33 protein-coding genes are annotated in these 23,543 nt (G+C 69.5%); 32 read left to right on the forward strand and 1 reads right to left on the reverse strand.

What is annotated here, in order from left to right; translation table 11 throughout:
* Positions 1 to 107 precede the first annotated feature (107 nt).
* From I6A81_RS35845 to I6A81_RS35860, 4 genes are all read left to right on the forward strand, one after another.
* Positions 108 to 1,154, forward strand: a complete 1,047-nt coding sequence (locus I6A81_RS35845; protein WP_203007217.1) for a hypothetical protein — start codon at positions 108 to 110, stop codon at positions 1,152 to 1,154.
* Position 1,155: 1 nt separating this feature from the next.
* Positions 1,156 to 2,826 carry a type IV secretory system conjugative DNA transfer family protein gene (locus I6A81_RS35850; protein ID WP_203007218.1) on the forward strand — a complete coding sequence of 557 codons (1,671 nt, stop codon included), beginning with the start codon at positions 1,156 to 1,158 and terminating at the stop codon, positions 2,824 to 2,826.
* Entirely contained in the window at positions 2,823 to 3,347 is a 525-nt protein-coding gene (locus tag I6A81_RS35855; RefSeq protein WP_203007219.1) for a hypothetical protein, read from the forward strand. The genes I6A81_RS35850 and I6A81_RS35855 overlap by 4 nt, the downstream gene beginning before the upstream one ends.
* Positions 3,348 to 3,577: 230 nt before the next feature.
* Entirely contained in the window at positions 3,578 to 4,012 is a 435-nt protein-coding gene (locus I6A81_RS35860; RefSeq protein WP_203007220.1) for a VOC family protein, read from the forward strand.
* A 237-nt stretch (positions 4,013 to 4,249) separates the two neighbouring features.
* Here the strand turns inward: I6A81_RS35860 and mug are convergent, their stop codons facing one another.
* On the reverse strand, positions 4,250 to 4,870 hold the full coding sequence (gene mug / locus I6A81_RS35865; RefSeq protein WP_203007224.1) for a G/U mismatch-specific DNA glycosylase: 621 nt from the start codon (positions 4,868 to 4,870) through the stop codon (positions 4,250 to 4,252).
* Positions 4,871 to 5,810: 940 nt separating this feature from the next.
* On the opposite strand from mug, the gene rpsL reads away from it, so the two are divergent.
* From rpsL to map, 28 genes are all read left to right on the forward strand, one after another.
* Positions 5,811 to 6,185 (forward strand): 30S ribosomal protein S12, encoded by a 375-nt coding sequence (gene rpsL / locus I6A81_RS35870; RefSeq protein ID WP_007514810.1) that lies wholly within the window; start codon positions 5,811 to 5,813, stop codon positions 6,183 to 6,185.
* Complete coding sequence (rpsG, locus tag I6A81_RS35875; RefSeq protein ID WP_203007221.1) at positions 6,185 to 6,655, forward strand: 30S ribosomal protein S7; 471 nt, start codon at positions 6,185 to 6,187, stop codon at positions 6,653 to 6,655. Before rpsL ends, rpsG begins: the two co-directional genes overlap by 1 nt.
* Positions 6,656 to 6,661: 6 nt before the next feature.
* Entirely contained in the window at positions 6,662 to 8,755 is a 2,094-nt protein-coding gene (gene fusA, locus I6A81_RS35880; protein ID WP_203007222.1) for an elongation factor G, read from the forward strand.
* A 72-nt stretch (positions 8,756 to 8,827) separates the two neighbouring features.
* A complete protein-coding gene (gene tuf / locus I6A81_RS35885; protein ID WP_203007223.1) occupies positions 8,828 to 10,021 on the forward strand; it encodes an elongation factor Tu in 1,194 nt (397 codons plus the stop codon).
* Positions 10,022 to 10,263: 242 nt separating this feature from the next.
* The gene (rpsJ, locus tag I6A81_RS35890) at positions 10,264 to 10,572 is read left to right on the forward strand and encodes a 30S ribosomal protein S10 (RefSeq protein ID WP_007514815.1); all 309 of its coding nucleotides are present in this window, start codon (positions 10,264 to 10,266) and stop codon (positions 10,570 to 10,572) included.
* Positions 10,573 to 10,590: 18 nt separating this feature from the next.
* A complete protein-coding gene (gene rplC / locus I6A81_RS35895) occupies positions 10,591 to 11,292 on the forward strand; it encodes a 50S ribosomal protein L3 (protein ID WP_203004567.1) in 702 nt (233 codons plus the stop codon).
* On the forward strand, positions 11,289 to 12,005 hold the full coding sequence (gene rplD / locus I6A81_RS35900; protein WP_203004566.1) for a 50S ribosomal protein L4: 717 nt from the start codon (positions 11,289 to 11,291) through the stop codon (positions 12,003 to 12,005). Before rplC ends, rplD begins: the two co-directional genes overlap by 4 nt.
* Positions 12,002 to 12,298, forward strand: coding sequence for a 50S ribosomal protein L23 (gene rplW, locus I6A81_RS35905; RefSeq protein WP_203004565.1), 297 nt, complete (start codon positions 12,002 to 12,004; stop codon positions 12,296 to 12,298). Before rplD ends, rplW begins: the two co-directional genes overlap by 4 nt.
* 19 nt (positions 12,299 to 12,317) lie before the next feature.
* Positions 12,318 to 13,151 (forward strand): 50S ribosomal protein L2, encoded by an 834-nt coding sequence (rplB, locus tag I6A81_RS35910; RefSeq protein WP_203004564.1) that lies wholly within the window; start codon positions 12,318 to 12,320, stop codon positions 13,149 to 13,151.
* A 51-nt stretch (positions 13,152 to 13,202) separates the two neighbouring features.
* Positions 13,203 to 13,484, forward strand: coding sequence for a 30S ribosomal protein S19 (gene rpsS, locus I6A81_RS35915; RefSeq protein ID WP_203004563.1), 282 nt, complete (start codon positions 13,203 to 13,205; stop codon positions 13,482 to 13,484).
* Positions 13,477 to 13,887, forward strand: coding sequence for a 50S ribosomal protein L22 (gene rplV, locus I6A81_RS35920; RefSeq protein ID WP_203004562.1), 411 nt, complete (start codon positions 13,477 to 13,479; stop codon positions 13,885 to 13,887). Before rpsS ends, rplV begins: the two co-directional genes overlap by 8 nt.
* Positions 13,887 to 14,870: a 30S ribosomal protein S3 gene (gene rpsC, locus I6A81_RS35925; RefSeq protein WP_203004561.1), complete on the forward strand. Its 984-nt coding sequence runs from the start codon at positions 13,887 to 13,889 to the stop codon at positions 14,868 to 14,870. Before rplV ends, rpsC begins: the two co-directional genes overlap by 1 nt.
* A gap of 4 nt (positions 14,871 to 14,874) precedes the next feature.
* Positions 14,875 to 15,291 carry a 50S ribosomal protein L16 gene (gene rplP / locus I6A81_RS35930; RefSeq protein ID WP_203004560.1) on the forward strand — a complete coding sequence of 139 codons (417 nt, stop codon included), beginning with the start codon at positions 14,875 to 14,877 and terminating at the stop codon, positions 15,289 to 15,291.
* Complete coding sequence (rpmC, locus tag I6A81_RS35935) at positions 15,291 to 15,539, forward strand: 50S ribosomal protein L29 (protein WP_203004559.1); 249 nt, start codon at positions 15,291 to 15,293, stop codon at positions 15,537 to 15,539. Before rplP ends, rpmC begins: the two co-directional genes overlap by 1 nt.
* 5 nt (positions 15,540 to 15,544) lie before the next feature.
* Entirely contained in the window at positions 15,545 to 15,838 is a 294-nt protein-coding gene (rpsQ, locus tag I6A81_RS35940) for a 30S ribosomal protein S17 (RefSeq protein ID WP_407661436.1), read from the forward strand.
* 120 nt (positions 15,839 to 15,958) lie between these two features.
* Positions 15,959 to 16,327, forward strand: a complete 369-nt coding sequence (rplN, locus tag I6A81_RS35945) for a 50S ribosomal protein L14 (RefSeq protein WP_007514830.1) — start codon at positions 15,959 to 15,961, stop codon at positions 16,325 to 16,327.
* A gap of 12 nt (positions 16,328 to 16,339) precedes the next feature.
* On the forward strand, positions 16,340 to 16,657 hold the full coding sequence (rplX, locus tag I6A81_RS35950) for a 50S ribosomal protein L24 (RefSeq protein WP_203004570.1): 318 nt from the start codon (positions 16,340 to 16,342) through the stop codon (positions 16,655 to 16,657).
* Between the two features lie 17 nt (positions 16,658 to 16,674).
* A complete protein-coding gene (gene rplE / locus I6A81_RS35955) occupies positions 16,675 to 17,244 on the forward strand; it encodes a 50S ribosomal protein L5 (RefSeq protein ID WP_203004557.1) in 570 nt (189 codons plus the stop codon).
* 4 nt (positions 17,245 to 17,248) lie between these two features.
* Positions 17,249 to 17,434 carry a type Z 30S ribosomal protein S14 gene (locus I6A81_RS35960; RefSeq protein ID WP_006539145.1) on the forward strand — a complete coding sequence of 62 codons (186 nt, stop codon included), beginning with the start codon at positions 17,249 to 17,251 and terminating at the stop codon, positions 17,432 to 17,434.
* Between the two features lie 112 nt (positions 17,435 to 17,546).
* A complete protein-coding gene (gene rpsH / locus I6A81_RS35965) occupies positions 17,547 to 17,954 on the forward strand; it encodes a 30S ribosomal protein S8 (RefSeq protein WP_203004556.1) in 408 nt (135 codons plus the stop codon).
* Between the two features lie 11 nt (positions 17,955 to 17,965).
* Positions 17,966 to 18,502, forward strand: coding sequence for a 50S ribosomal protein L6 (gene rplF / locus I6A81_RS35970; RefSeq protein WP_203004555.1), 537 nt, complete (start codon positions 17,966 to 17,968; stop codon positions 18,500 to 18,502).
* 10 nt (positions 18,503 to 18,512) lie between these two features.
* On the forward strand, positions 18,513 to 18,887 hold the full coding sequence (gene rplR / locus I6A81_RS35975) for a 50S ribosomal protein L18 (protein WP_203004554.1): 375 nt from the start codon (positions 18,513 to 18,515) through the stop codon (positions 18,885 to 18,887).
* A 26-nt stretch (positions 18,888 to 18,913) separates the two neighbouring features.
* A complete protein-coding gene (gene rpsE / locus I6A81_RS35980) occupies positions 18,914 to 19,522 on the forward strand; it encodes a 30S ribosomal protein S5 (RefSeq protein WP_203004553.1) in 609 nt (202 codons plus the stop codon).
* Positions 19,522 to 19,704: a 50S ribosomal protein L30 gene (gene rpmD / locus I6A81_RS35985; protein ID WP_203004552.1), complete on the forward strand. Its 183-nt coding sequence runs from the start codon at positions 19,522 to 19,524 to the stop codon at positions 19,702 to 19,704. Before rpsE ends, rpmD begins: the two co-directional genes overlap by 1 nt.
* Before the next feature lies 1 nt (position 19,705).
* Positions 19,706 to 20,197, forward strand: a complete 492-nt coding sequence (gene rplO / locus I6A81_RS35990; RefSeq protein ID WP_203004551.1) for a 50S ribosomal protein L15 — start codon at positions 19,706 to 19,708, stop codon at positions 20,195 to 20,197.
* A 262-nt stretch (positions 20,198 to 20,459) separates the two neighbouring features.
* A complete protein-coding gene (secY, locus tag I6A81_RS35995; RefSeq protein ID WP_203004550.1) occupies positions 20,460 to 21,752 on the forward strand; it encodes a preprotein translocase subunit SecY in 1,293 nt (430 codons plus the stop codon).
* The gene (locus I6A81_RS36000; RefSeq protein WP_203004549.1) at positions 21,752 to 22,405 is read left to right on the forward strand and encodes an adenylate kinase; all 654 of its coding nucleotides are present in this window, start codon (positions 21,752 to 21,754) and stop codon (positions 22,403 to 22,405) included. Before secY ends, I6A81_RS36000 begins: the two co-directional genes overlap by 1 nt.
* Before the next feature lie 239 nt (positions 22,406 to 22,644).
* The gene (gene map, locus I6A81_RS36005) at positions 22,645 to 23,481 is read left to right on the forward strand and encodes a type I methionyl aminopeptidase (RefSeq protein ID WP_203004548.1); all 837 of its coding nucleotides are present in this window, start codon (positions 22,645 to 22,647) and stop codon (positions 23,479 to 23,481) included.
* Positions 23,482 to 23,543 lie beyond the last annotated feature (62 nt).

Raw genomic sequence — 23,543 nt, forward strand, 5'->3', positions numbered from 1 at the left:
GCCACCCGACGCCTACCAGCGGCCAAGCGCCCCGGTGGGCGCGAGCCTGACCACGTTGCGTTGGGTTTTCCAGTCAGGCGCTGGCGCTACGGCTGTCCCAGTTCGGGGTGTCCACCCTCGTCCTCGGCGACCTGAAGGGGGAGTACGGGCCGCTGGTCCAGGCGGTCGGAGGGACGGTCAGCGAGCTCGGCCCCGGGCTGCCCGACCGCCTCAACCCGCTGGACGCCGGTCCGCTCGGGGCGCGGCTGCCCGCCGACCCCGCCCTGTTCGCCGAACGGCTCGCCGAGATCGCCCGCCGCCGGCTGCGGCTGCTCGTCACCCTCGTCGGCGCCCGCGCCCAGGTGGGACCGGAGGACGAGACGGTCCTGGCCGAGGCGCTGCGCGTCGCCACCGGCGAGGACCGGGCCGCCACCACCCTGGCCGACCCGACCATCCCCGACGTCCACCGGGTGCTGCTCGACGCCCCCGACTCCCTGGTCACCGCCGTTCGCTGCGCCTCCCGGGCCGAGTTCGTCGCCCTGTTCCGCCGGGTCACCGACGCGCTCGGCAGCATGGTCCGCAACCTGGCCGGCATATTCGACACCGCCACCACCGTGCGGCTGGACTTCGACGCGCCGATGCAGTCCGTGGACATCTCCCGGCTCTCCCAACGCGGCGAGGACGCCGTGGTGGTCGGCCTGACCTGCCTGTCGACCTGGGGGCAGGCCGCCATCGACGAACCCGGCCGGCTACGCATGGTCATCCGCGACGAGGTGTGGCGGCAGCTGCGCGCTGGCGTCGACTTCGTCCGCAAGATCGACTCTGATCTGCGGCTGTCCCGGGCCGAGGGCACCATCCAGGTCCTGGCCACCCACCGCCTCGCCGACTTCGAGGCGGTCGGCGCCGCCGGCTCCGAGGCCGTCGCCATCGCCCGTGAGCTCGTCTCCTCCTGCGACGTACGGGTCCTGCTCGCCCAGGACACCCGGCCCCTGGCCGACCTCGCCGAAGCCGTCGGCCTCACCCCCGCCGAACGAACCCTCGTCGCTTCCTGGGGCGGCGGCGACCGCGGCCGCGGCCTGTGGAAGATCGCCGGCCTTGGCGGCTATCCCGTCCAGCTCGTCCTCACCGACACCGAGGCCCAGCTTTACCACACCGACGAACGGATGGCCGCCTGAGATGATCCGATCCGGCGGACGCCCACCGCGCACCACCAGCCTGGGCAGCGGTGGGGACAGCCTGCTCATCCCACTGGGGATCATCGCGGCCGGCAGCGTCTACGGCCTGTGGCGGTTCTGCGTGCGCATCGCCGGGCACGGCGTGGCCGGATACCTGCTGTTCGCGGGCCTCGTCATCGTTGCCTGCACCGTCCTGGCCACGCTGATCCTTATGGCGCGCCGCGGGCGGGGCGGCGCCGAGCGGGTGCGGCGCGAAGCCTCCGCCCGCGCGGTCACCGCCCGCGCCGCGCACCTGCGCCCCGACCTCGGCGCGAGGGCCACCGCCGCCGACGCCGCCATCCGGCTCGGCGCCCTGGCCGCGGGCGGAAGCCCGGTCCACACGACTGTCGAGGACGGCTGCCTCGTCGTTGGTCCCGCCCGTTCGGGCAAGACCTCCGGTCTGCTCGCCGGTGCCGTCATCGACTGGCCCGGTCCGGCCGTGGCGACCTCCATCCGCCCCGACCTGGCTGCCTGGACAGCCGCCGCCCGCGCCCGCGCCCACGGGCCGGTCTGGGTGTGGAACCCCTGGGAACCCCTTCCGTTCGTCGGCCAGCCACTGCGCTGGGACCCCACCTCCGACGCCGACGACCCCTCCACCGCGCTGCGCCGCGGCCAGGTCCTCGCCTCCGCCGCCCAGGTCGGCGCCGGCACCGAGAACGGGTCGGACTGGCGACAGGTCTCCGCCATCGTCCTCGCCGCCTATCTGCACGCCGCCGCCCTGACCGGCGCCTCCATGCGTGACGTGCTCGCCTGGTCCGCCGACCCCGCCGACCCCACCCCCGTCAACGCCATCCGCCGCGCCGGGCTGGCCACCCAGGCCTGGGCGGAAACACTCGCCCGCTACTCCAACGAGGACCCACGCATGCAGGCCAACATCTTCTTCGGGGTCCGCATCGCCCTGGCCAGCCTGTGGGACCCGGTCGTTCTGGAGGCCACCTGCCCACCAGCCGGCACTGGCTTCGACCCGACCGCGTTGCTCGACGGGGGCACCGTCTACGTACTGGGCACCCCCTCGGCCCAGCAGACCGTCGGCCCGCTCACCGCCCTGCTCGTCGACGAGATCGTCGAAGTCGCCCTCCAACGCGCCGCGACCGCCGCCGGCGGCCGACTAGCCCCACCACTGGGCCTCCTGCTCGACGAGGTCGCCAACATCGCCGCCCTGCCCCGCCTCCCCGACCTGTTCTCCTACGGCGGCGGCTCCGGCGTCTTCCTCATGGCCGTCCTGCAGTCACTGAACCAGGCCCGCCGCGCCTGGGGCGAACACTCCGCCAAGGCGATGTGGGACGCCGCCACCTACAAGCTGGTCCTACCAGGCCTGTCCGACGTCCGTGACCTGGAGGACCTGTCCAGGATCTCCGGTGAGTACGACGAACCCACCGCCAGCGTGTCCACCCGCGGTGGACTGCTGACCACCGCCACCGCCGGACCCGACCAGATCAGCGTCACTTCCCGTCGCCGCCGTATCCTGGAACCCGGCGAGATCCGCAACGCCCGGCTCGGTACCGCGCTGCTGCTGCCCCGCTCCGCCCCACCCACCTGGATCCACCTCCGGCAGGTCGAGCGTCGCCCCGACGGCGCCCGGCTGCGCGCCGACCACGACGCCTACTACCAGTACGGAGCGACCACACCGTGACCGGCGAGGCATTCGCCGGCCGCGGTGAGTCCCTCGACGAGCTGATGGACATCGTCTCCCAGCTCGTCGACCGGGTCCTCGCTCTCGAGCAGCACGAGCAACAGCGGCGGCGGGTGACCGCCGCGGGGGCGCCGTTCCGCTGGGAGGACCTCGCCCCCGACCAACTGCGCCATACCTGGCACGAGCTGGGCACGTGGGTGCGCTGGCTGTGCGCCCGCTACCGCGTCGACGACATCCCACCGTGCTGGTACCAGCACGGTGACCTTGTCGAGGAGCTCACCGCCCTGTGGTTGGCGTGGCAGGGCGCCTACCGGGCCGATGCCCGTCCCGACGACCCGGTGCGCTGGCTGGACTGGCTCGCCCGGGCCCGGGCCCGCATCGCCCGCCGCTCTCCCCGCTGCGGCGCGGGGGCGCACCGGAAACTGGAGCCGGCCGAGAGCCACGACGAGGTCAGCTTCGCCGCGTTCGTCCAGATGCGGGGCGCGGCGGCCGCGGCGAGCCGCGACCGCCGGACCGGGTGAGCCAACCCCGGGCTGGACGACGAAATGGAGGGGGTCATGGATGAGGCCGAGACCCTGGCCGCCATCAGGGATGGAGCGCGGGAATTCTTTCCGGCTGGTTCCTCAACCGAGGCGCGGGCACGCCCCGAACGCGAGTCCGAGGGACTGGATCGGGGTCGTTACCCCCATGGAGGTGACTCCCGGCGCGGGAGCAGTGAATCTTCACCTCGGCGGCACGCTATACTAAAAGAGTGCCTGGTCCGATGATCGGCCTTTTTGTTGTCTACTATGACGACATTTCAGCCTGTCTTGATTTCTACGGCAAGTTGGGGATGTCGTTCGCGCGGGAACGTCATGGCTCCGGACCCGAGCACTATGCCGCGGCTCTGGCTGGCGGCGTCGTTTTCGAACTGTATCCGGCCGGAAAGCGGGGCGCGACGGGAAGGATTCGCCTCGGTGTCACGGTGCGCCGCGACGAAATCGACTTCACCCTGGAAGCTGGCCACCATGTCCTTCGTGACCCCGAAGGGCGAGCCGTCGACATCCGTGTAATCGACCAGCGTGAGGACTGGATCGAGGACTGGCCTGGAGCTCAGCCTCGGATAGGTACCTCTCGTCATCGATCAATGCCGACGACTACCGGCCGGATTCCGGCACTGCCGCCAGAAACCGACAGCCAGGAGTAGGAAAAGGTGACATGAGCGATCCTGGTCCGAGGCTTGCGGTCGCCGAGGTGAGGGTCGTCTGGCACGGGCAGAGCACCGTCAACGTCGCCTTCGCGGTAGCCAAGGCCGGAAGGCCCGTCGACGCGGGTATCACCGGCCGGGATGTCGATATTCCGTTGTCCCCGCCTGGCTGGGAGCAGACCGCCACACCGGGGCGAGGGCTTGCCTCTCGCCCTCCGAACCCCCGTCGATGCCTGGTTAGCTGGCCTGGGCCGGGTACGCCGTCTCGCGCAGCTCGCGGTAGGCGGCGGCCAGGGCTGGCAGTGAGTAGTGGGCGTTGAGGCCGCTGGGGTTCGGGAGGAGCCAGACGCCGGTCGAACCGAGACGCTCGGGCTGACGGCCCACGGTCGCCTTGCGCCGGTCGAAGGCGACCCGGTAGGCACCGAGGCCCAGGAAGGCGAGCCAGGCGGGCTGGACCCGGTCGACGAGCGCCGTGAGCGCGCCGACGCCGGCGCGGATCTCGTCGTGGCCGATCTCGTCGGCCCGGGCGGTCGCCCGGTTGACGATGTTGGTGATGCCGATGCCGTGGGCGAGCAGCTCGTCGGTCTCGGAGGGGTGCAGTTGCCGGTCGGTGAAGCCGGCCTGGTGCAACGTCGCCCATAGCCGGTTGGCGGCGCCGCCGAAGTGAAAGCCGGTTGCCCCGGCCGCCAGCGACGGGTTGATCCCACAGATCAGCACCTTCAGCCCCGGTGCTAGTAGATCCGGGACAGCGCGCCCATATGCGGCCTGGAGTTCCGACTTGGTGGGCTTGCGGCGAGGGTCGGCGACGACGGCGCCCGTTGCCGTGGTTGCCGTGTTGGTGTCGTGAACGGCATCCATGGTGGGGCTTGTGGTCACTGTACGTGCTCCCATCGTCGTCAGCGGGAGAGGGCGGGGTCGCTCCGGGTGTCTTCCGGGTGCCAACCTTGGCATTTCGCTTCCGGGCAGCCTGTCAGAGCGGCACAATGACTCGCGCGGGACCCGGGCACCGAAGATCAGCGGTTGCCCAATGCGAGCCGGCGGCCCCCTCTCCGCCGATCTCTGAAGGACTGGTGCCCACGTCGGTACCAGTGGACCGGGCGGCTGGCCCCATAGCCAGCACACGACGCGTCAACGGCGACGATACGACTGGGATGGTCATCTGGAGGCCGGCGGGCAAGCCGCCCGGATCTCCGGCGGACGCTCGGCGGGCGGCCGACAGGCCGTGGGCGCGGATGACCTCCGGTTCGACACTTGATGCGGGCGTGGAGTAAGGTTGCCACCTGTGGCCGGAGTCCGTGTGGCTCTGGCGTGTGTCCTGCGCCTCGACGTGGCGCTGTGGCGCCAGACTGACACCGAGCGTCAAAGGTTAGTGTCTCGTCGCGAGACGCGGTGCCTTCGGTCGCCGGAGCGCGGGTGACCCCACGGGGTATCCCCGGGCCACCCGGCGGTGAGCGGCTGTCGGGCTGGTAGCCGTCGGCGACTGTCGGGTCCGTCTCGACCAGGGCTGGTTGGTTCGACGGCCTTGTCGGCGGCTGGATGGGCGCGCTCCTTTCAGGACGGATCGGCCAGGCCGATCGGTGCTGGCAGGCGCGACACACCCGACCGCGTGGGTCGGCGGAACTCCTGGAATCCCAGGTAGATGACGCTGTCCCGACGGTCTGGCGCACCAGGTGAGAGGTAGGGGTAACCCTGGTCACCGGCCACTGGCCGGCGGTCGGGTCCGGGAAGGTCGCCCCGGGGGCGTCCCCCAAGGCCCCCGGAGAACAGCACCACGAGCGGAAGAGGAACGGGAGCGGCGTTGCCCACGATCCAGCAGCTGGTCCGCAAGGGCCGGCAGGACAAGGTCGAGAAGACCAAGACCCCTGCCCTCAAGGGGAGCCCGCAGCGTCGTGGCGTGTGCACCCGCGTCTACACGACCACCCCCAAGAAGCCGAACTCGGCGCTGCGCAAGGTCGCCCGTGTCCGGCTCTCCAGCGGGATCGAGGTCACCGCGTACATCCCGGGTGTGGGTCATAACCTCCAGGAGCACTCGATGGTCCTGGTGCGTGGCGGCCGAGTGAAGGACCTCCCGGGCGTTCGCTACAAGATCGTCCGTGGCGCGCTGGACACCCAGGGCGTCCGCAACCGCAAGCAGGCTCGTAGCCGCTACGGCGCGAAGAAGGAGAAGGGCTGATGCCGCGCAAGGGGCCCGCTCCCAAGCACACCGTCGTCGTCGACCCGGTGTACGGGTCGCCGCTGGTGACCGCCCTGGTCAACAAGGTGCTGCTGAGCGGCAAGAAGTCGGTCGCCGAGCGGATCGTCTACGGCGCGCTCGAGGGCGCCCGGGAGAAGACCGGCAACGACCCGGTCGTCACGCTCAAGCGCGCGCTCGACAACGTCAAGCCCACGCTGGAGGTGCGCAGCCGCCGGGTCGGTGGCGCCACCTACCAGGTGCCGGTCGAGGTCCGCGCGGGCCGCAGCACCACGCTGGCGCTGCGCTGGCTGGTGAGCTACGCCCGGGCCCGGCGTGAGAAGACGATGACCGAGCGGCTCATGAACGAGCTGATCGACGCGAGCAACGGTCTCGGCGCGAGCGTGAAGCGCCGGGAGGACACCCACAAGATGGCGGAGTCCAACAAGGCCTTCGCCCACTACCGCTGGTGACCTGTCATGGCTGACGTACGTGCCGCACTGGCCAGTACCCGCAACATCGGGATCATGGCCCACATCGACGCGGGCAAGACCACTACGACCGAGCGCATCCTCTACTACACCGGTGTGAACTACAAGATCGGTGAAGTCCACGAGGGTGGCGCCACGATGGACTGGATGGAGCAGGAGCAGGAGCGGGGGATCACCATCACCTCCGCCGCCACCACCTGCGTGTGGCGCGACCACACCATCAACATCATCGACACGCCGGGCCACGTCGACTTCACCGTCGAGGTGGAGCGCTCGCTGCGGGTGCTCGACGGTGCCGTCGCGGTGTTCGACGCGGTCGCCGGTGTGGAGCCGCAGAGCGAGACGGTGTGGCGCCAGGCCGACCGGTACAACGTGCCGCGGATCGCGTTCGTCAACAAGATGGACCGGGTCGGCGCCGAGTTCCACCGCTGTGTCGAGATGATGATTGACCGGCTTGACGCGACTCCGGCCGTCGTCCAGCTGCCGTGGGGCGTCGAGTCCGACTTCAAGGGTGTCATCGACCTGGTCCGCATGAAGGGCCTGATCTGGCACACCGAGGACAAGGGCGCCTCCTACGACGTCGTCGACATCCCGCGCGACCACGAGGAGGCCGCGCAGGAATGGCGCGAGAAGCTCCTCGAGACCGTCGCCGAGAATGACGACGAGCTCATGGAGAAGTACCTCGAGGGCGAGGAGCCGACCGAGGAGGAGCTGGTCGCGGCCATCCGGCGCGCCACCCTCACCGGCGCGGTCAACCCGGTCCTGTGCGGCACGGCGTTCAAGAACAAGGGCGTGCAGCCCATGCTCGACGCCGTCGTCGACTTCCTGCCGAGCCCGACCGACATCGGCAAGACCATCGGCCACCAGCCGGGTCGCGAAGAGGTCGAGGTCGCGCGCGAGGCCAACGAGGACGAGCCGTTCGCCGCGCTCGCCTTCAAGATCATGTCTGACCCGTACGTCGGCAAGCTGACCTACATCCGGGTCTACTCCGGCAAGCTCTCGTCCGGTTCCGCGGTGCTCAACTCCACCAAGGACCGCAAGGAGCGGATCGGCCGCATCCTGCAGATGCACGCCAACCACCGGGAGGACCGGGACGGCGTGGGCGCGGGCCAGATCGTCGCCGTGGTGGGCCTGAAGCAGACCACCACCGGCGACACGCTGTGCGACCCGAACTCACCGGTCGTGCTGGAGTCGATGACGTTCCCGGCCCCGGTCATCCACGTCGCGATCGAGCCGAAGACGAAGGCCGACCAGCAGAAGCTGGGCACCGCCATCCAGCGGCTCGCCGAGGAGGACCCGACCTTCCAGGTCCGCACCGACGAGGAGACCGGCCAGACGGTCATCTCCGGCATGGGCGAGCTGCACCTCGAGGTGCTGGTCGACCGGATGAAGCGCGAGTTCAGCGTTGACGCCAACGTCGGTCGCCCGCAGGTCGCCTACCGGGAGACCATCCGCCGCAAGGTCGAGAAGGTCGACTACACCCACAAGAAGCAGACCGGTGGTTCCGGCCAGTACGCGCGGGTGATCATCGACCTCGAGCCGTCCGGCGGTGACGGCGGCGGCTACGAGTTCCAGAACAAGGTCACCGGCGGCCGCATCCCCAAGGAGTACATCCCCAGCGTGGATGCGGGCTGCCAGGAGGCCATGGAGTTCGGCGTGCTCGCCGGCTACCCGCTGGTCGACGTCAAGGTGACCTTGCAGGACGGCCAGTACCACGATGTCGACTCGTCCGAGCTCGCCTTCAAGATCGCCGGTTCGATGGCGTTCAAGGAGGCGGCCCGCAAGGCCGACCCGGTTCTGCTCGAGCCGATGATGTCGGTCGAGGTGACCACGCCCGAGGACTACATGGGCGACGTCATCGGCGACCTGAACTCGCGGCGCGGGCAGATCCAGGCGATGGACGAGCGCGGCGGCTCCCGGATCGTCCGGGCGCTCGTCCCGCTGTCGGAGATGTTCGGCTACGTCGGCGACCTGCGGTCGAAGACGTCCGGCCGGGCGAACTACTCCATGCAGTTCGACTCCTACGCCGAGGTTCCCGGCAACGTCGCGAAGGACATCATCGCGAAGGCCCGCGGCGAATAGCGACGGGTTAGTCCCGCCCAGCTCACTAAAGACGAAACACAGCACGACACCACCGTCCTTGGAGGGACACCCGTGGCGAAGCAGAAGTTCGAGCGGACCAAACCGCACGTCAACATTGGCACCATCGGTCACATCGACCATGGCAAGACCACGCTGACGGCCGCGATCACCAAGGTCCTGCACGACGCGCACCCGGACCTGAACCCGTTCACCCCGTTCGACCAGATCGACAAGGCGCCCGAGGAGAAGGCCCGCGGTATCACCATCTCCATCGCGCACGTCGAGTACCAGACCGACGCGCGGCACTACGCGCACGTCGACTGCCCGGGGCACGCCGACTACATCAAGAACATGATCACCGGTGCCGCCCAGATGGACGGCGCGATCCTGGTCGTGTCGGCGACCGACGGCCCGATGCCGCAGACGAAGGAGCACGTGCTCCTCGCCCGCCAGGTCGGCGTCCCGTACATCGTGGTGGCCCTGAACAAGGCCGACATGGTGGACGACGAGGAGATCCTCGAGCTCGTCGAGCTGGAGGTCCGGGAGCTGCTGTCCAGCTACGAGTTCCCGGGCGACGACGTGCCGGTGGTCCGCGTCTCCGCGCTCAAGGCGCTGGAGGGCGACAAGGAGTGGGGCGCCAAGCTCCTCGAGCTGATGGCCGCGGTCGACGAGGCCATCCCCGAGCCGGTGCGTGACATCGAGAAGCCGTTCCTCATGCCGATCGAGGACGTCTTCACGATCACCGGTCGTGGCACGGTCGTCACCGGCCGAGTCGAGCGTGGCATCGTCAAGGTCTCCGAGACCGTCGAGATCGTCGGTATCAAGAACGAGACCACCACGACGACCGTCACCGGCGTCGAGATGTTCCGCAAGCTGCTCGACCAGGGCCAGGCGGGCGACAACGTCGGCCTCCTGCTCCGCGGCATCAAGCGCGAGGACGTCGAGCGCGGCCAGGTCGTCGTGAAGCCGAAGAGCATCACGCCGCACACCGTGTTCGAGGCCCGGGTCTACATCCTGAACAAGGACGAGGGCGGCCGCCACACGCCGTTCTTCAACAACTACCGGCCTCAGTTCTACTTCCGGACGACCGACGTGACCGGCGTCGTGACCCTCCCCGAGGGCACCGAGATGGTCATGCCGGGCGACAACACCGAAATGACGGTCGAGCTGATCCAGCCGATCGCCATGGAGGAGGGCCTGCGGTTCGCCATCCGTGAGGGTGGCCGCACCGTCGGCGCCGGCCAGGTCCTGAAGGTCCTCAAGTAGCCGAGCGGGAGGGGAGGCCGGGGCGCCCAGGGCGTCCGGCCTCACCTCCCGCCGCTGGCTGCTGGTGGACCGCCGGCCGCGGGGCTTCGCGCCCCGCGGCCGGTGCATGGCCTCCGAACCGGAACGCCCGGTGAGGGGCAAAGAAGAAGCGGTAACGCCCGGCGACCGATCTAGGTAACAGCCCAGGTAGCCCGGTCGCGGTACCCCGGGTGACGAGACAGACAGGACAGGCGAAGCCCACCATGGCGGCACAGAAGATCCGCATCCGGCTCAAGGCCTATGACCACGAGGTCATCGACAGCTCGGCGCGCAAGATTGTCGAGACCGTGACCCGGACCGGGGCGCAGGTCGCGGGTCCGGTGCCGCTGCCGACGGAGAAGAACATCTACTGCGTCATCCGGTCGCCGCACAAGTACAAGGACAGCCGCGAGCATTTCGAGATGCGCACGCACAAGCGGCTCATCGACATCCTTGACCCGACGCCGAAGACGGTCGACTCGCTCATGCGGCTTGACCTCCCCGCCGGTGTCGACATCGAGATCAAGCTGTAAGAGGGGCCGGGCGCAGCCATGCTCAACCGCAACTACCGAGGGCTCCTGGGCACCAAGCTCGGGATGACCCAGGTCTGGGACGCGCAAAACCGCGTCGTACCGCTCACCGTCATCCAGGCCGGTCCCAACGTCGTGACCCAGGTGAAGACCCCGGACATCGACGGATACTCGGCCGTGCAGCTCGGTTACGGTGAGATCGACCCCCGCAGGACCAACAAGCCGACCCGGGGGCACTTCGCCGCCGCCGGCGTGACTCCGCGCCGCCACCTGGCCGAGCTGCGGACCGCCGACGCCGGCAACTACTCGACCGGCCTCGAGCTGGACAGCTCGGTCTTCTCGGCCGGCGAGGTCGTCGACGTCACCGGCACCTCCAAGGGCAAGGGCTTCGCCGGTGTCATGAAGCGGCACGGCTTCAAGGGCCTGGGCGCCGGCCACGGCGTCGAGCGCAAGCACCGCTCGCCGGGCTCGGTCGGCGGCTGCGCCACCCCGGGCCGGGTGTTCAAGGGCCTGCGGATGGCCGGCCGGATGGGCAATGTGCGGGTCACCGTCGCCGGCCTGACCGTGCACGCGGTCGACGCCGAGCGGGGCCTGCTGCTGATCAAGGGCGCTGTCCCCGGTGTGGACGGTGGGCTGGTCTTCGTGCGCAGCGCGGCGAAGCGGCCGGCTCCGGCCGACTTCCAGCCGGCGGCCGCCGCGGAGAAGGCTGAGGTTTCGGCATGACCACCACGTTCCGTAAGTCCCACGCCGGCGAGACGCGCACCGTGACGGTGCACGCGCCGGCGGGGGGCGAGGCCGGCTCCGCCGAGCTGCCGGGCGAGATCTTCGACGTCCAGGTGAACGTCCCGCTGATCCACCAGGTCGTGGTGGCCCAGCAGGCCGCGGCCCGCCAGGGCACGCACGACACCAAGACCCGCGGCGAGGTTCGCGGCGGTGGCAAGAAGCCGTACCGGCAGAAGGGCACCGGCCGCGCGCGGCAGGGCTCACTGCGCGCCCCGCAGTTCACCGGCGGTGGCACCGTGCACGGCCCGACGCCGCGCAACTACGAGCAGCGGACCCCGAAGAAGATGAAGGTCGCGGCGCTGCGCGGCGCCCTGTCCGACCGGGCCCGCGGCAACCGGATCCACATCGTGTCCTCGCTCGTCAGCGGCGACACGCCGTCCACGAAGTCGGCCCTGGCCAGCCTGTCGGCGATCGCCGACAGCCGGCGTGTGCTGGTCGTCGTGGAGCGGACCGACGAGCTGACCTGGAAGAGCCTGCGCAACGCCCCGGCGGTGCACCTGCTCGACCCGGGCCAGCTCAACACCTACGACGTGCTGATCAGCGACGACATCGTGTTCACCGAGGCCGCCCTCGCCGCGTTCCTCGGCCGCGCGAACGCGTCCGGCACCGAGAACGCCGAGACTTCGGAGCTCGCCGAGGAGGCGGACCAGTGATCCCCGATCCGCGCGACATCATCCTCAAGCCGGTCGTCTCGGAGAAGAGCTACGGCCTGCTGGACGAGAACGTCTACACGTTCATCGTCCGCCCGGACGCGAACAAGACCCAGATCAAGATCGCGGTCCAGCAGATCTTCAACGTCCGGGTGCTGAACGTGAACACCATCAACCGGCCTGGGAAGCGCAAGCGGACCAAGTACGGCTACGGGCAGCGCAAGGCCACCAAGCGGGCGATGGTCAGCCTCGCCCCCGGTGACTCCATCGAGATCTTCGGCGGCCCGGGCGCGTAACGGAGAACTGGACTAGATCATGGGAATTCGTCGTTACAAGCCCACGACTCCGGGGCGCCGTGGCGCGAGCGTGGCCGACTTCGTCGAGATCACCCGCGACCACCCGGAGAAGTCGCTGGTCCGCCCCCTGCATTCCAAGGGCGGCCGCAACGCGCACGGCCGGATCACCACCCGCCACCAGGGCGGCGGCCACAAGCGTGCCTACCGGGTGATCGACTTCCGGCGGGACAAGGACGGCGTCCCGGCCAAGGTCGCGCACATCGAGTACGACCCGAACCGCACCGCGCGGATCGCGCTGCTGCACTACGCGGACGGCGAGAAGCGCTACATCGTCGCGCCGGTCAAGCTCAAGCAGGGCGACGTGGTCAGTTCGGGCGTCGGCGCGGACATCAAGCCGGGTAACGCGCTCCCGCTGCGCAACATCCCGACGGGCACCGTGGTGCACAACGTCGAGCTGCGCCCCGGCGGCGGCGCGAAGATCGCCCGTAGCGCCGGCGCGAGCGTGCAACTGGTCGCCAAGGACGGGCCGTACGCCCAGCTGAGGATGCCCTCGGGCGAGATGCGCAAGGTGGACGCCCGCTGCCGGGCGACCGTCGGCGAGGTCGGCAACGCCGAGCAGAGCAACATCAACTGGGGCAAGGCCGGCCGGATGCGCTGGAAGGGCCGTCGCCCGACCGTGCGTGGCGTGGCGATGAACCCGGTCGACCACCCGCATGGTGGTGGTGAGGGCAAGACCTCCGGTGGCCGGCACCCGGTCAACCCGAAGGGCCGCCCCGAGGGCCGCACGCGCGCCACCCGCAAGGCCAGCGACAAGCTGATCGTGAGCAACCGGAAGAAGGCGAAGCGCCGGTGATCGCGGTAGCCGCCAAGAAGTACCACCACTGAGCAGGGAGGAGGAGACACAATGCCACGCAGCCTGAAGAAGGGCCCGTTCGTCGACGACCACCTGCTCAAGAAGGTGGACGAGCAGAACGAGAAGGGCACCAAGCACGTCATCAAGACGTGGTCGCGGCGTTCGACCGTGATCCCGGACATGCTGGGCCACACCATCGCGGTGCACGACGGCCGCAAGCACGTGCCGGTGTTCATCACCGAGGGCATGGTCGGTCACAAGCTCGGGGAGTTCGCCCCGACCCGGACCTTCCGCGGCCACGTGAAGGAAGACCGGAGGTCGCGCCGTGGCTGACGATCTCGTCGATGGCCTGACCCGCGCGGGGCTTCCCGGCGCCAAGGCGACCGCTCGTTACGTGCGGGTCTCGCCGACCAAGGCCCGCCGGGTCGTCGACCTGGTCCGCGGCCGCTCGGCCCAGGAGGCGCTCGACATTCTCGAGTTCGCCCCTCAGGCCGCCAGCTCCGACGTCTACAAGGTCGTGCGCAGCGCCATCGCGAACGCCGAGAACAACCACGGTCTCGACCCGGACACGCTGTTCGTCGGCGAGGCGTACGTGAACGAGGGCCCGACGCTCAAGCGGATCCGTCCGCGGGCGCAGGGCCGGGCCTACCGCATCCGTAAGCGGACCAGCCACATCACGATCGTCGTGGAGAGCGTCGCGCCGGCCGAGGATGCCAAGAACAGGAGGGCCCGGTAGTGGGGCAGAAGGTCAACCCGCACGGGTTCCGGCTCGGCATCACGTCGGAGTTCACGTCGCGCTGGTACGCCGACAAGCAGTACAAGGCGTACGTCGGCGAGGACGTCAAGATCCGTAAGATGATGTCCAAGGGCATGGAGCGGGCCGGCATCAGCCGGGTCGACATCGAGCGGACCCAGGGCCGCCTGCGGGTCGACATCCACACCGCGCGGCCGGGCATCGTCATCGGTCGCCGCGGCGCGGAGGCCGACCGGATCCGTGGCGATCTGGAGAAGCTGACCGGCAAGCAGGTGCAGCTCAACATCCTCGAGGTCAAGAACCCCGAGGTGGACGCGCAGCTGGTCGCCCAGGGCGTGGCCGAGCAGCTCTCGAGCCGGGTCAGCTTCCGGCGCGCGATGCGCAAGGCGATGCAGAGCGCGATGAAGGGCGGCGCGAAGGGCATCCGGGTGCAGTGCTCGGGTCGCCTGGGTGGCGCCGAGATGAGCCGGTCGGAGTTCTACCGCGAGGGCCGGGTGCCGCTGCACACCCTGCGGGCGGACATCGACTACGGCTTCTACGAGGCCCGCACGACCTTCGGCCGGATCGGCGTGAAGGTCTGGATCTACAAGGGCGACGTGGTGCAGAGCCGCGCCGAGCGCGAGGCGCAGGAGGCGCTGCAGCGCCAGCAGCGGCGGGAGCGCCCGCCGCGTCGGGGCCCGCGTTCCGGCTCGTCCGGGACGACCACGGGCGGCACCGAGGCAGGTCGCGCCGCGGCTCGCGGTGAGCGTCGGGGCCGGGGAGGCGCCGCCGCGCCCGCCGCGCCGGCTGAGGCCGCCGCGCCCGCTGAGGCCGTCGAGGCCGCCGCGCCTGCCGAGGCGCCGACCGCCACGCCGGAGGTAGTCGCCGCGGCGGCCACCCCGGACGCGGCGCCGGCCGCCCCCGAGACGGCCGCCCCCGAGACGGCCGCGCCGGAGACGACCGCGCCGGAGAAGGCGGAGGAGTAGGACAATGCTGATTCCCCGTAAGGTGGCGCACCGCAAGCAGCACCACCCGAAGCGGACCGGGGCGGCCAAGGGCGGGACCAAGATCGCGTTCGGTGAGTTTGCGATTCAGGCGCTCGAGCCGGCGTACGTGACCAACCGGCAGATCGAGTCGGCCCGTATCGCGATGACCCGGCACATCCGGCGTGGTGGAAAGGTCTGGATCAACATCTACCCGGACCGTCCGCTGACCAAGAAGCCGGCCGAGACCCGGATGGGTTCCGGTAAGGGCTCGCCCGAGTGGTGGGTGGCGAACGTCAAGCCGGGCCGGATCATGTTCGAGCTGTCGGGCGTCGCCGAGCCGGTGGCCCGCGAGGCCATGCGGCGCGCGATCCACAAGCTCCCGATGAAGTGCCGGTTCGTGACCCGTGAAGGTGGTGCGTGATGGCGACCGCGACCACCGCGGACGAACTGCGCGCGCTGTCCGGCGCCGACCTCGTGGACAAGCTCCGCGAGGCCAAGGAGGAGCTGTTCAACCTCCGGTTCCAGAACGCGACCGGGCAGCTCTCCAACAACCGCCGGCTGCGGGCTGTTCGGCGTGACATCGCCAAGATCTACACGGTGATGCGGGAGCGCGAGCTCGGCCTCACGGTCGACCCGACGTCCGCCCCGGCCGACGAGACAGCGGAGTGAGCGCAGTGGCAGACGAGAACACGACCGCTGAGGGCCAGGACGACCCCACCAGGGGGTTCCGCAAGGTCCGCGAGGGCCTCGTGGTCAGCGACAAGATGCAGAAGACGGTCGTCGTCGCGGTGGAGGACCGGGTCCAGCACCCGCTCTACGGCAAGACGATCCGCCGGACCAAGAAGGTCAAGGCGCACGACGAGGAAAGCGCGTGCGGCGTCGGCGACCGGGTGCTCCTGATGGAGACCCGCCCGCTGTCGGCCACCAAGCGCTGGCGCGTCGTCCGTGTGCTGGAGAAGGCCAAGTAGTAGGTGAGGTGCCCCGCCGCCGACCGCGGCGGGGCACCCGCCACGATGGCGAAGCCTCCCGGATGCGGCGGCTTCAGACGGTGATTGGGAAATTCGCCGCAAGCGGGTCAGGAGCTCGAAGTGATTCAGCAGGAGACGCGCCTGAGGGTCGCCGACAACACGGGCGCGCGGGAGATCCTGTGCATCCGGGTGCTGGGCGGCTCGGGTCGTCGGTACGCGGGTATCGGCGACATCATCGTGGGCACGGTGAAGGACGCGCTGCCCGGCGCCGGCGTGAAGCGCGGCGACGTGGTCAAGGCGGTCGTGGTGCGCACCGCCAAGGAGCGGCGGCGGCCGGACGGCTCCTACATCCGGTTCGACGAGAACGCCGCCGTGCTCATCCGGGACGGCGGGGACCCGCGTGGTACCCGTATCTTCGGGCCGGTCGGCCGCGAGCTGCGGGACAAGAAGTTCATGAAGATTATTTCGCTCGCGCCGGAGGTGCTGTAGGCCGTGGCCGGTATGAAGATCAAGAAGGGCGACACGGTCCAGGTCATCTCCGGCAAGGACCGCGGTCTGAAGGGGAAGGTCATCCGGGCCATCCCCGCGGAGAACAAGGTGGTCGTGGAGGGCGCGAACCGGGTCACCCGGCACACCCGCGTCCAGACCTCGACCCGTGGCTCGCAGTCGGGTGGCATCGTCACCCAGGAGGCTCCGATCCACGTCAGTAACGTCATGATCGTGGACCCGAGCGACGGTCGCCCGACCCGTGTCGGCTACAAGATCAACGAGGACGGCACCAAGGTGCGCATCTCGCGTCGCACCGGTGCCGAGCTGTAGGGATCGGACGAACTCAGATGACTGTGACCACTGAGGCGCCCGCGGTGCCGCGACTCAAGCAGCGGTACCGCGAGGAGATCGCGCCGGCGCTGCGCGAGCAGTTCAGCTACGCGAACGTCATGCAGATCCCCGGCGTCGTGAAGGTCGTCGTCAACATGGGTGTCGGCGACGCCGCCCGCGACGCCAAGCTCATCGACGGCGCCCTGCGGGACCTGGCGGCCATCACCGGCCAGAAGCCGGCCGTGCGCCGGGCGACCAAGTCCATCGCGCAGTTCAAGCTGCGTGAGGGCATGCCGATCGGCGCGAAGGTGACGCTGCGCGGCGACCGGATGTGGGAGTTCCTCGACCGGCTCGTCACGATCGCGCTGCCCCGCATCCGTGACTTCCGTGGGCTCTCGCCCAAGCAGTTCGATGGGCGCGGCAACTACACGTTCGGCGTGACCGAGCAGTCGATCTTCCATGAGATCGACATCGACAGGATCGACCGGGTGCGCGGTATGGACATCACGGTCGTCACCACCGCCACCACTGATGACGAGGGCCGGGCGCTGCTGCGCGCGCTGGGCTTCCCGTTCCGGGAGAACTAGAAGCATGGCGAAGAAGGCGCTAGTCGAGAAGGCCGCTCGCAAGCCGAAGTACGCGGTCCGTGGCTACACCCGCTGCCAGCGGTGTGGCCGGCCGCGCTCGGTCTACCGGGTGTTCGGGCTCTGCCGCGTGTGCCTGCGGCAGATGGCGCACCGGGGCGAGCTCCCCGGCGTGACCAAGAGCAGCTGGTAGTAGTCCGGGGGCTCGACCTGTCGAGCCCCCGGTGTCAGTAACACCACCCAGTCGCGGTAGGCCCGACGCCCGGTAGGGACGCCGGGAACCCCCGTGAGGAAGGCGTCAACTCATGACGATGACCGATCCGATTGCGGACATGCTCACGCGTGTTCGCAATGCCAACCGGGCGTACCACGACCGGGTGGTGATGCCGCACAGCAAGATCAAGGTGCACATTGCCGAGATCCTGCAGCAGGAGGGCTACATCCTCGGCTGGCACGTCGAGGAGCCCGCCGCCGGCGGGCCCGGCAAGAACCTCGTGATCGATCTCAAGTACGGCCCGAACCGGGAGCGTTCGATCGCGGGCGTGAAGCGCATCAGCAAGCCCGGCCTGCGGGTGTACGCGAAGTCGACCAACCTGCCGAAGGTGCTCGGCGGCCTGGGCGTGGCGATCATCTCCACGTCCTCCGGGCTGCTGACCGACCGGCAGGCGAACAAGCGTGGCGTGGGCGGGGAAGTCCTCGCCTTCGTCTGGTAGGGGGTGCCGAGATGTCACGCATCGGCCGTCTGCCGATTCAGGTACCGAGCGGTGTCGAGGTGACCCTCGACGGCCCGCAGGTCACCGTCAAGGGCCCGAAGGGCACCCTCACGCACACCGTCGCCGCGCCGATCACCGTCGACCGGGAAGAGAGCCAGATCGTGGTCAAGCGCCCGGACGACGAGCGCAACTCGCGCGCGTTGCACGGCCTGACCCGCACGCTGGTCAACAACATGGTCGTCGGCGTCACGGCCGGCTACTCGAAGACGCTGGAGATCGTCGGCGTCGGCTACCGTGTCGCCGCCAAGGGCTCCGACCTGGAGTTCGCGCTCGGCTACAGCCACCCGGTGCCGGTCAAGGCCCCGGAGGGCATCCGGTTCGAGGTGCAGACCCCGACCCGCTTCGTCGTGCACGGCATCGACAAGCAGCTGGTCGGCGAGGTCTCTGCCAAGATCCGCGGTCTGCGCAAGCCCGACCCGTACAAGGGCAAGGGTGTGCGCTACCAGGGCGAGGTCGTCCGCCGCAAGGTCGGCAAGACCGGGAAGTAGGAGATAGATCATGGCTGTGAGCCTCACCGCCAGCGCCAAGCGGCGGACTGCCCGGCTGCGCCGGCACGCCCGAGTGCGCAAGCGGGTCTCCGGTACCCCGGTCCGTCCGCGTCTCGTCGTGACCCGCTCCTCGCGGCACATCTATGCCCAGGTCATCGACGACGCCGCCGGTCGCACCCTGGCCGCCGCCTCCACCCTGGACACGTCGCTGCGCGGCGCCGAGGGCGACAAGACCGCGCAGGCCCGCGAGGTCGGCAAGCTGGTCGCCGAGCGCGCCAAGGCCGCCGGCGTCGCCGCCGTCGTGTTCGACCGCGGCGGCCGTACCTACCACGGCCGGATCGCGGCGCTCGCGGACGCGGCGCGCGAGGGCGGGCTGGACTTCTGATGCGTTCTACGAAGGAGATGTTCTAGATGCCAGGCCAGCAGCGCCGTGGCGGCGGCGCCGGCGGCTCCGACCGCCGTGAGCGCCGGGACCGCTCGGGAGGCGGCCCGGCGCAGGAGAAGAACGCCTACGTCGAGCGGGTAGTCGCGATCAACCGAGTGGCCAAGGTCGTCAAGGGTGGCCGCCGGTTCAGCTTCACCGCGCTCGTCGTGGTCGGAGACGCGGACGGCACCGTCGGCGTCGGCTACGGGAAGGCCAAGGAGGTGCCCGCGGCCATCGCCAAGGGCGTCGAGGAGGCCAAGAAGCACTTCTTCAAGGTGCCGCGGATCGGCGCGACGATCCCGCACCCGATCCAGGGCGAGGCGGCCGCGGGCGTCGTGCTGCTCAAGCCGGCCTCGCCGGGTACCGGCGTCATCGCCGGTGGCCCGGTGCGCGCCGTGCTGGAGTGCGCCGGCGTGCACGACGTGCTGTCGAAGTCGCTCGGCTCGTCCAACCCGATCAACATCGTGCACGCGACGGTGGCCGCGCTGCGCGGGCTGACTCGTCCCGAGGAGATCGCGGCCCGCCGCGGCCTGCCGCTCGAGGACGTGGCTCCGCCGGCGATGCTGCGGGCGCGCGCCGCGGGGGCGAGTGCGTGATGGCGACGCTGCGGATCACCCAGGTCAAGTCCGAGATCGGCGGCCTGCGTAACCAGCGGGAGACGCTGCGGACCCTCGGCCTGCGGCGCATCAACGCGACCACCGAGCGCGAGGACACCCCGCAGGTCCGCGGAATGATCAGGACCGTGGCGCACCTCGTCACGGTCGAGGAAGTGGACTGAAATGGCGGAATTGACCAAGGACGCCGCGGAGGCTGGCGCGGCCGAGCGCGGGCGCGCGCTCAAGCTGCACCACCTGCGGCCCGCGCCGGGCGCCAACCGGCCGAAGATCCGGGTCGGGCGCGGTGAAGGCTCGAAGGGCAAGACCGCGGGACGCGGTACCAAGGGTTCCAAGGCCCGCAAGCAGGTGCCGGCTACCTTCGAGGGTGGCCAGATGCCGCTGCACATGCGGGTTCCGAAGCTCAAGGGCTTCAAGAACCGCTTCCGGGTCGAGTACCAGGTGGTGAACGTGGCCACCCTCGCCGAGCTGTTCCCCGAGGGCGGCCAGGTCGGCGTCGACCAGCTGGTCGCCGCTGGCGCCGTCCGCAAGAACGCGCTCGTCAAGGTTCTGGGCGACGGTGAGATCGGCGTCGCGCTGCACGTGAGCGCGCACGCGTTCTCCGGGTCCGCTCGTGAGAAGATCGCCGCTGTCGGCGGGAGCGTCACCGAAGTGTGAGATCGGGGACGGGCGCACGCGCGTCCGTCCCCTTTCGGTAGACACTGGACTTAGGTGCCGATAAGTCTCGGGGCGCCGGCGGTCCGGTCGACCGAGAGGATCATGGGTACCCGATGGGGCGCCGCCCGGTGCCATGTCGGGACTCGTGAGCCTCAGGTGCTGTTACAGTCGCCTCACGGCGTCCGGACGTTCCGCCGGATAACCCGCCCCTCGCGGTCCGGCGCCGTCCGCGTTCGCGTCGTTCCCCCCGGCAGGAGGAGCCGTGCTCACCGCCTTTACGCGGGCCTTCCGCACGCCCGACCTGCGCAAGAAGCTGCTATTCACCTTCGGGATCATCGTCCTGTTCCGGATCGGCAGCGTCATGCCGTCGCCGGGGGTGTCCACTCAGGCGATCAACACCTGCCTGGACACGGCGAGCGTGGGGGCGAACAACGTCTACTCGCTGATCAACCTGTTCAGCGGTGGGGCGCTTCTGCAGCTGTCGATCTTTGCGCTCGGCATCATGCCGTACATCACGGCCAGCATCATCCTTCAGCTGCTCGTGGTGGTCATCCCGCGTCTCGAGCAGCTCAAGAAGGAAGGCAGCGCGGGTGAGCAGAAGATCACGCAGTACACCCGCTACCTGACCATCGCGCTCGGCATCCTGCAGTCGACCGGCATCGTGGCGCTGGCCCGCAGCGGGCGGCTGTTCCCCGGCTGCTCGGCCCCGATCATCCCGGACACCAGCCTGTTCCGGATCGTGACGATCGTCATCACGATGACCGCGGGCGTCGGCGTCATCATGTGGCTCGGTGAGCTCATCACCCAGCGCGGCGTCGGCAACGGCATGTCGCTGCTCATCTTCACGTCGATCGCGGCCCAGCTGCCCTCGCAGGGCAGCTCGATCCTGCAGGTCGCCGGCGGCCTCGTCTTCGGCCTGGTGCTGCTGCTCGGCCTGGCGATCGTCGTGTTCGTCATCTTCGTCGAGCAGTCCCAGCGGCGGATCCCGGTGCAGTACGCGAAGCGGCTGATCGGCCGCCGAATGTACGGCGGCACGTCGACCTATCTGCCGATCAAGGTGAACCAGGCCGGCATCATCCCGGTCATCTTCGCCTCCTCGCTGCTGCAGCTCCCGCAGCTGGTCGGCCAGGTGTGGAGCAACCAGGGGTTCCAGGACTTCGAGTCTCGTTACCTGTCTCGTGGTGACCATCCGCTCTACCTGCTCGCCTACGGGGCGCTCATCATCTTCTTCACGTACTTCTACGTCGCGATCACGTTCAACCCGACCGAGGTCGCCGACAACATGAAGAAGTACGGAGGGTTCATCCCAGGGATCCGGCCGGGGCGACCCACGGCCGAGTACCTGGATCACGTCCTCTCCCGGATCACCCTGCCGGGCTCGCTGTTCCTGGGGGTGATCACAGTTCTTCCGCTCGCGTTGTTGAACCTGACGAAGGACCAGCCGTTCCCGTTCGCCGGGACGTCAGTCCTGATCATGGTGGGGGTGGGACTGGAAACCGTGAAGCAGATCGAGAGCCAGCTCATGCTCCGCAACTATGAAGGCTTCCTCCGGTAGTGCGCCTCGTACTGGTCGGACCACCGGGAGCAGGCAAGGGCACGCAGGCCGCGTTCATCGCTCAGGCGCGGTCGATTCCCAAGATCTCCACCGGTGACATCTTCCGTGCGAACGTCCGAGAAGGCACGGAGCTGGGCGTCCAGGCGAAGCAGTACATGGATGCCGGCGACCTCGTCCCCGACGAGATCACGATCGGTATGGTCCGCAACCGCCTCGCGGAAGACGACGCGGTCAAGGGGTTCCTGCTCGACGGGTTCCCGCGCAACGTCCCGCAGGCCGAGGTGCTCGGCGGCATGCTCGACACGATGGGCACCCATCTCGACGTGGTTCTCGAACTCGTCGTCGACGACGACGAGGTGGTGCGCCGGCTGTCCGGGCGGCGCACCTGCAGGTCGTGTGGGCACATCTGGCATGTCGACTTCGACCCGCCGACCGTCGAGGACGTCTGTGACCGCTGCAACGGCGCGCTGTTCCAACGGGACGACGACCGCCCGGAGACGATCCGTCACCGGCTTGAGGTGTACGCGGAGCAGACGGCCCCGCTGGTCGCCTACTACGCGGAACGTGGCGTGCTGATCGGTATCGACGCCACCGGCCCGGTGGACAACGTCACCGAGCGTGCCCTGGATGCTCTTCGCCACCACGGGGCCTAGCGGCCACTGCGGGGCGCCTAGCCGCTCGCTGCCCGTCGTGGCTCGGGTGCGGTGCGACAGACAAGATCTGTCGGCCGCTGCCCGCGACGCGGCGGGCTATCGTCGTTCAGGGAACCGCGCTGCGTGTTGGGCCTGCCCAGGCAGACTCAGACCAGCGGCACGGTGTTGTTACCGAACAGGCGGTGTCGGCCGGCAGGCGGCTTCGTCGGACCGACTTGGAAGCGAAGACCGGGGCAGGCATGGCGCGACGAGAACACGTCCAGATCAAAACGGCGGCCGAGATCGCCAAGATGCGGGTCGCCGGACTGCTCGTCGCGCAGACCCTCGACAAGCTGCGCGAGGCCGCGGTACCCGGGGTGACGACCGCGGATCTGGACGCGCTCGCTGAGCGGACCATCCGGGCCGGCGGCGGCATTCCGTCCTTCAAGGGCTACGCGCACCCGCCGTACCCGGCATCGATCTGCAGCTCGGTCAACGACGAGGTGGTGCACGCGATCCCGAGCAGGAAGCGGGTCCTGCGCAGCGGTGACATCATCTCGATCGACTGCGGCGCGATCGTCGACGGCTGGCACGGCGACGCCGCGATCACCGTTCCGGTCGGCAACGTGGCGCCCGAGGTCCTGGACATGATCCGGGTCTGCGAGGAGTCGCTCTGGCGAGGCCTTGCCGCCGCCCAACTCGGCGGCAAGCTCACCGACATCTCCCACGCCGTTGAGCAGCACATCCGCCCCTTCGGCTACGGCATCGTCGACAACTACGGCGGCCATGGCATCGGCACGGAGATGCACCAGCCGCCGCACATCCTCAACCACGGCCGCCCCGGCCGCGGCATCAAGCTGACCGCTGGTCTGGCGCTCGCCATCGAGCCGATGATCACGATGGGCTCGCCCGACACCAAGGTGCTCGAGGACGACTGGACGGTCTCGACGATGGACGGCTCCCTGGCCGCCCACACCGAGCACACCGTCGCCATCACCCCACGCGGTCCCTGGGTGCTCACCGCCCATGACGGCGGAGCCGCCAAGCTCGCGGCCCTCGGCGTCGCCTGCGGCCAACCCGCCCAGGCCACCACCTGACGCGCCCTTCCGGTCTTTCGTCCAGCTGACCGGGCCTGCCGGCCTTTGACCGGACATGTGTT

Source organism: Frankia nepalensis (genome assembly GCF_016786325.1).
GTDB lineage: Bacteria > Actinomycetota > Actinomycetes > Frankiales > Frankiaceae > Pseudofrankia > Pseudofrankia nepalensis.